Annotated in this window: 7 protein-coding genes; all 7 read left to right on the plus strand. The window is 73.8% G+C overall.

From position 1 onward, the window contains the following. Positions 1-16: 16 nt before the first annotated feature. Complete coding sequence (locus tag ND748_RS23085) at positions 17-874, plus strand: phosphatidylinositol mannoside acyltransferase (RefSeq protein WP_251748062.1); 858 nt, start codon at positions 17-19, stop codon at positions 872-874. A gap of 52 nt (positions 875-926) precedes the next feature. Then, complete coding sequence (locus ND748_RS23090; RefSeq protein WP_251748056.1) at positions 927-2,054, plus strand: glycosyltransferase family 4 protein; 1,128 nt, start codon at positions 927-929, stop codon at positions 2,052-2,054. A 75-nt stretch (positions 2,055-2,129) separates the two neighbouring features. Continuing rightward, positions 2,130-2,762, plus strand: coding sequence for a hypothetical protein (locus tag ND748_RS23095; protein ID WP_251748057.1), 633 nt, complete (start codon positions 2,130-2,132; stop codon positions 2,760-2,762). Between the two features lie 152 nt (positions 2,763-2,914). Next, positions 2,915-3,847 carry a pyridoxal 5'-phosphate synthase lyase subunit PdxS gene (pdxS, locus tag ND748_RS23100; protein ID WP_251748058.1) on the plus strand — a complete coding sequence of 311 codons (933 nt, stop codon included), beginning with the start codon at positions 2,915-2,917 and terminating at the stop codon, positions 3,845-3,847. Further along, entirely contained in the window at positions 3,844-4,443 is a 600-nt protein-coding gene (gene pdxT / locus ND748_RS23105) for a pyridoxal 5'-phosphate synthase glutaminase subunit PdxT (RefSeq protein ID WP_251748059.1), read from the plus strand. The genes pdxS and pdxT overlap by 4 nt, the downstream gene beginning before the upstream one ends. Before the next feature lie 22 nt (positions 4,444-4,465). Further along, on the plus strand, positions 4,466-5,221 hold the full coding sequence (locus tag ND748_RS23110) for a YebC/PmpR family DNA-binding transcriptional regulator (protein WP_251748060.1): 756 nt from the start codon (positions 4,466-4,468) through the stop codon (positions 5,219-5,221). 128 nt (positions 5,222-5,349) lie between these two features. After that, positions 5,350-5,829: crossover junction endodeoxyribonuclease RuvC (gene ruvC, locus ND748_RS23115; RefSeq protein ID WP_251748061.1), on the plus strand; the 480-nt coding region annotated here is incomplete at its 3' end.

Genomic DNA, 5,829 nt, shown 5'->3' on the forward strand with positions numbered 1-5,829 from the left:
GTCCCGCGCGGCGGTCGTGACGCAGGGGCGGCTCACCGACCTCGGCTACGCGCTGGGCTGGCGCGGGGTGCGGCTGCTGCCGGCACCGGTCGCAGCCGCGGCGTTCCGGCTGGGCGCCGACGCGGCGTACCGGCGCGGCGGGCGCGGGGTGCGCCGACTGCGGGCCAACCTGAGCCGGGTGGCGCCGGCCGGCACCGACCTGGACCGGCTCACCCGGGCGGCGATGCGCTCCTACGCGCGTTACTGGCTTGAGGTCTTCCGCCTGCGCGAGCTCGGCACCGAGCGGATCGTCGGCCGGATGCGGGTCCTCGACGAGCACCTCCTGCGTGACTCGCACGCTCGCGGCGCCGGCACGATCCTGGCGCTGCCGCACATGGGTAACTGGGAGCAGGCCGGCGCCTGGCTCGCGGCGACGGGCGTCCCGTTCACGACGGTGGCCGAGCGGCTGCGGCCCGAGTCGCTGTTCGAGCGGTTCGTCGCGTTCCGCTCCGAGCTCGGGATGGAGGTCATCCCGCTGACGGGCGGCGAGAGCCCGCCGTTCGGCCTGCTGGCCGACCGGCTGCGGGCCGGCGGGATGCTGTGCCTGCTCGCCGACCGCGACCTGTCCCGCGCGGGCATCCCCGTCCGGTTCTTCGGCGCCGCGGCGACGATGCCCGGCGGACCCGCCGCGCTCGCGCTGGCCACCGGGGCAACGCTGCTGCCGGTCACCCTCTGGTTCGACCGGGACGGGTGGAGCGCGCGGATCCACCCCGCGGTGCGATCGAGTGACGTCGCGACGATGACCCAGGACCTCGCCGACGCCTTCGCCACCGGCATCGCCGCCCATCCCGCCGACTGGCACATGCTTCAGCGCGTCTGGCGCGACGAGTCGTGACCCCGCCCGGCCGCGCCGCGCCGGCACCGACGCCGACGCCGACGCCGACGCCGTGAGGATCGGCCTGGCCTGCCCCTACACCTGGGACGTCCCCGGCGGGGTCCAGGTCCACGTGCGGGACCTCGCCGAGGCACTGCTCGCGGCCGGGCACGAGGTGTCGGTCATCACCCCGGTCGACGACGAGCAGACCCTGCCGTCCTATGCCGTCGACGCCGGCCGGGCGCTGCCGCTGCCCTACAACGGCTCGGTCGCCCGGCTGCTCATGGGCCCGGTCTCCGCCGCCCGGGTCCGCCGCTGGCTGCGCGAGCACGACTTCGACGTCCTGCACGTCCATGAGCCCAGTGCGCCGAGCGTCAGCCTGTTGGCCTGCATGTTCGCCGACGGGCCGATCGTGGCGACCTTTCACACGGCCAACCCTCGCTCGCGGTTCCTGACCGCCGCACAGGGCGCGCTGCAGCCGTCCTTCGAGAAGCTGCGCGCCCGCATCGCCGTGTCCGAGGCGGCGCGGCGCACGCTCGTGGAGCATCTCGGCGCCGATGCCATCCTGATTCCCAACGGGGTCGCGGTGCAGCATTTCGCCGACGCCCGGCCGCTGCCCGGCTACGACGACGGGCGGCCCACCGTCGCCTTCCTCGGTCGCATCGACGAGCCGCGCAAGGGCCTCGACGTGCTGCTGGCTGCGATGCCGGCGCTCGCCGCCCGGATCGACGGCGCGCGTCTGCTCGTCGCCGGGCCCGGGGACGCCGCGGCGGTGCGCGCGCGCCTGGAGCCGGAGCTGCGGTCCCGGGTCGACCTGCTGGGCCTCGTCTCCGATGCGGACAAGCCGCGGGTGTTCGCCTCCGGCCAGGTGTACTGCGCCCCGAACACCGGCCAGGAGAGCTTCGGGATCGTGCTGCTGGAGGCGATGGCGGCGGGGACCGCCGTGGTGGCCAGCGACATCGACGCGTTCCGCCGGGTGCTCGACGACGGCCGCGCCGGGCGGCTGTTCGACGTCGGCGATCCCGCGCAGCTCGCCGCCACCCTCGCCGCCGTGCTGACCGATCCCGCCGGGGCCGCGGGGCTGGTCCGGCGGGGCCGGGAGGTCGTCGAGACGTACGACTGGCGGGCCATCGCCGAGCGCATCGTCGGCGTCTACGAGATGGTCTCCGGGGACCGGCGGGTGTCGCTCGCGTCGACGTAGCCGGGCGGCTGGCGCCGAGCCCGGTGGTCGGTACCGGCGCCAGGTCACATCCGCCCGTTGGCTACGCTGCGCGAGATGACCGTCCTCGTGGTGGTGGTTGCCCTGGTGGTGGCGATTGCGACCTATCTGACCTGGCTGGCCCGCCGGCTCGACCGGCTCGCCGCTCGGGTGTCGGACGCCGGCGGCGGTCTGGTCACCCAACTCGTCGCCCGCGCCGACGCCGCGGCGCAACTCGCCGAGCGCTGCGGTCTGGACGAGCTGGCGGCCAGCGCCGCCCGCGCGCGCGCCTCCTACCCGGCCCTGCTGGCCGGCGCCCCGCTGGACGCCGCGGTCGAGCTGGCCGAGAACGTGCTGAGCCGGGCGCTGCGCTCCGCGCAGGTCGCCGCGGCCGGGCAGCGTTTTCCCGTCGAGCTGCACGCGGTCGACTCCGGGGCGGCCCGGGTGGCGCTGGCCCGCCAGTTCCACAACGACGCTGTCCGGGACCAGCGGGCGCTCGCAGGCCGCCGGGTGGTCCGGGTGTTCCACCTCTCCGGCCGTCGCCCGCCGCCCGGCTACTTCGAGATCGACGATGCGCTGCCGATCCGCGAGGAACCCTGGCCGCGCCTCGTCGAAGGTTCGGCGTACGGCGCCGACACCGGCGTCCGCGAGGACCGGCCGGGGCGCGACGGGCCGCTCGGGCACGACGACCGGCCGGGCCTGGCCTCCTGAGCCACCCGGTCGGCGCGGACTGCGCCGTACGATGGGGAACCGACCTACCCGCACGGGATTCACCTGGCTGGGTATCCGACATGCAGGTGTGCCTGACATGGCGGAGCCGGCCGGCCGTGGCGCCCGACTGGAGCGAAAAGAGACGGCACATCATGTCCCAGGGCCAGACTGCCGCCACCGCCGGCCCGGCGACCGACTCCGCCCGGCACGCCGGCACCGCCCGCGTCAAGCGCGGCATGGCGGAGATGCTCAAGGGCGGCGTGATCATGGATGTGGTCACGGCCGAGCAGGCGCGTATCGCCGAGGACGCCGGCGCCGTGGCGGTGATGGCCCTGGAGCGGGTGCCCGCCGACATCCGCGCCCAGGGCGGCGTCGCCCGGATGAGCGATCCGGACATGATCTCGGAGATCATCGAGGCCGTGTCGATCCCGGTCATGGCCAAGGCGCGGATCGGGCACTTCGTGGAGGCCCAGGTGCTCCAGGCACTCGGGGTGGACTACGTCGACGAGTCCGAGGTGCTCACCCCGGCCGACCCGCACCACCACATCGACAAGTGGTCGTTCACGGTGCCGTTCGTCTGCGGGGCGACCAACCTCGGTGAGGCGCTGCGCCGCATTGCGGAGGGGGCGGCGATGATCCGCTCCAAGGGCGAGGCGGGCACCGGCGAGGTGTCCAACGCGGTGGTGCACATGCGCACCATCCGCGCCGAGATCGGCCGGCTCGCCGCGCTGCCCGCGGAGGAGCTCTACGCCGCGGCCAAGGAGCTGCGCGCCCCCGTCGAGCTGGTCGCCGAGGTGGCCCGGCTCGGCCGGCTGCCAGTCGTGCTGTTCACCGCCGGTGGCCTCGCCACCCCCGCGGACGCGGCGCTGATGATGCAGCTCGGCGCGGACGGGGTGTTCGTCGGTTCCGGGATCTTCAAGTCGGGCGATCCGGCGCGGCGCGCCCGCGCGATCGTCGAGGCCACCACGATGTTCAACGATCCCGATGTGCTGGTGAAGGTGTCGCGGGGCCTGGGCGAGGCGATGGTCGGCATCAACGTCGCCGAGCTCCCGGCGGCGGCCCGTTACGCCGACCGCGGCTGGTGAGCGGTCCGCGGATCGGCATCCTCGCGCTGCAGGGGGACGTGCGGGAACACGCTCGGGCGCTGGATGCCGTCGGCGCGCGGCCGGTGGAGGTTCGGCGCGCGGCCGAGCTCGCCGCGGTGGACGGTCTGGTCCTGCCCGGCGGTGAGTCCACGACGATCGGTCGGCTGCTGCGGGTGTTCGAGCTGCTGGAGCCGCTGCGGGCCGCGGTCGTGGCGGGCCTGCCCGTGTTCGGCTCGTGTGCTGGCATGATCCTGCTTGCGCGGGACGTCGTGGACGGCCGGCCGGACCAGCCGTTGATCGGTGGGCTGGACATGGTCGTCCGACGCAACGCCTTCGGCCGGCAGGTCGACTCGTTCGAGGTCGACCTCGACGTCGACGGCGTGGCGGGGCCGCCTGTGCATGCGGTCTTCATCCGGGCACCATGGGTAGAAAAGGCGGGCGATGCGGTCGAGGTCCTGGCTCGTGTCGCCGAGGCGCCGGTGGCGGTCCGTCAGGGCCCGCTGTTGGCCACCGCATTCCATCCGGAGCTGACCGGAGACTCCAGGATGCACCGGCTATTCGTCGACATTGTGCGATCTTCCGGATCCGGTCGGTGATCGCGAGTAAGAGGGGCAGGACATGAGCGGTCACTCCAAGTGGGCGACCACGAAGCACAAGAAGGCGGTCATCGACGCGCGGCGGGGCAAGTTGTTCGCCAAGCTGGTCAAGACGGTGGAGGTCGCCGCCAAGACGGGCGGCGGCGACCCGGCGGGTAACCCCACCCTGGCCGACGCCATCGCGAAGGCCAAGTCGCAGTCCGTCCCGAACGACAACATCGACCGGGCGGTCAAGCGGGGCTCCGGCGAGCTCGCCGGCGGGGTGAACTACGAGGCCATCACGTACGAGGCGTACGGGCCGAGCGGCGTCGCGATCCTCGTCGAGTGCCTGACCGACAACCGCAACCGGGCCGCCTCCGACGTCCGGGTGGCGATCACCCGTAACGGTGGCACGGTGGCCGATCCCGGCTCGGTGTCGTACCTGTTCAACCGCAAGGGCGTCGTGCTGCTGACGAAGGCCGCCGGGCTCGCCGAGGACGACGTGCTGCTCGCCGTGCTCGACGCGGGCGCCGAGGAGGTCAACGACCTCGGCGACGTCTTCGAGGTCATCTCCGAGGCCACCGACCTGCACACGGTGCGGGTGGCGGCCGCCGACGCCGGCCTGGAGATCACCTCGGCGGACATCTCCTGGCTACCGAGCGTGAGTGTTCCGTTGGACGCCGAGCCCGCGGCCAAGGTGCTCAAGCTCGTCGAGGCGGTCGAGGACCTCGACGACGTCCAGAACGTCTGGTTCAACGGCGACATCTCCGACGACGTCATGGAGCTCGTCAGCAGCTAGCCGCGCGCCGCCGCGCCCGGGACGATCTGTTGGGCGTGTCGTGGATGTCCGGTTGCGCCGACCGATCTACACTCGAACGGATGTTCTTGCGGGCGAGCGGGCCTGCGGGTGAGCGGTCGGGAGGGTGGATGCGGGTGTTGGGCGTCGATCCGGGGCTGACCCGGTGCGGCCTGGGGGTCGTCGACGGCGCCCTGGGTTCCCGCGCCCGCCTGGTCGAGGTGGGGGTGGTGCGCACGCCGGCCGGTGCCGAGGTGGCCGACCGGCTGCGGGCCGTCGCCGACGGCATTGATGCCTGGCTCGACCGCACCCGCCCGGACGCGGTCGCGGTCGAGAAGGTCTTCAGCCAGGCCAACGTGCGCACGGTGATGGGCACGGCCCAGGCCGGTGCGGTGGCGATCATGCTCGCCGCGCGCCGCGACCTGCCGGTGGGTCTCTACACGCCCAGCGAGGTCAAGGCCGCGGTCACCGGCAGTGGGCGGGCCGACAAGGCCCAGGTCGGGTTCATGGTCACCCGGTTGCTGGGGTTGGCCGAGGTGCCACGGCCGGCCGACGCCGCCGACGCGTTGGCGCTGGCGCTGTGTCACCTGTGGCGGGGCCCGGCGCTGGCC

Origin of the sequence: Frankia sp. AiPs1 (genome assembly GCF_023716945.1) — a bacterium.
Lineage (GTDB): Bacteria > Actinomycetota > Actinomycetes > Frankiales > Frankiaceae > Frankia.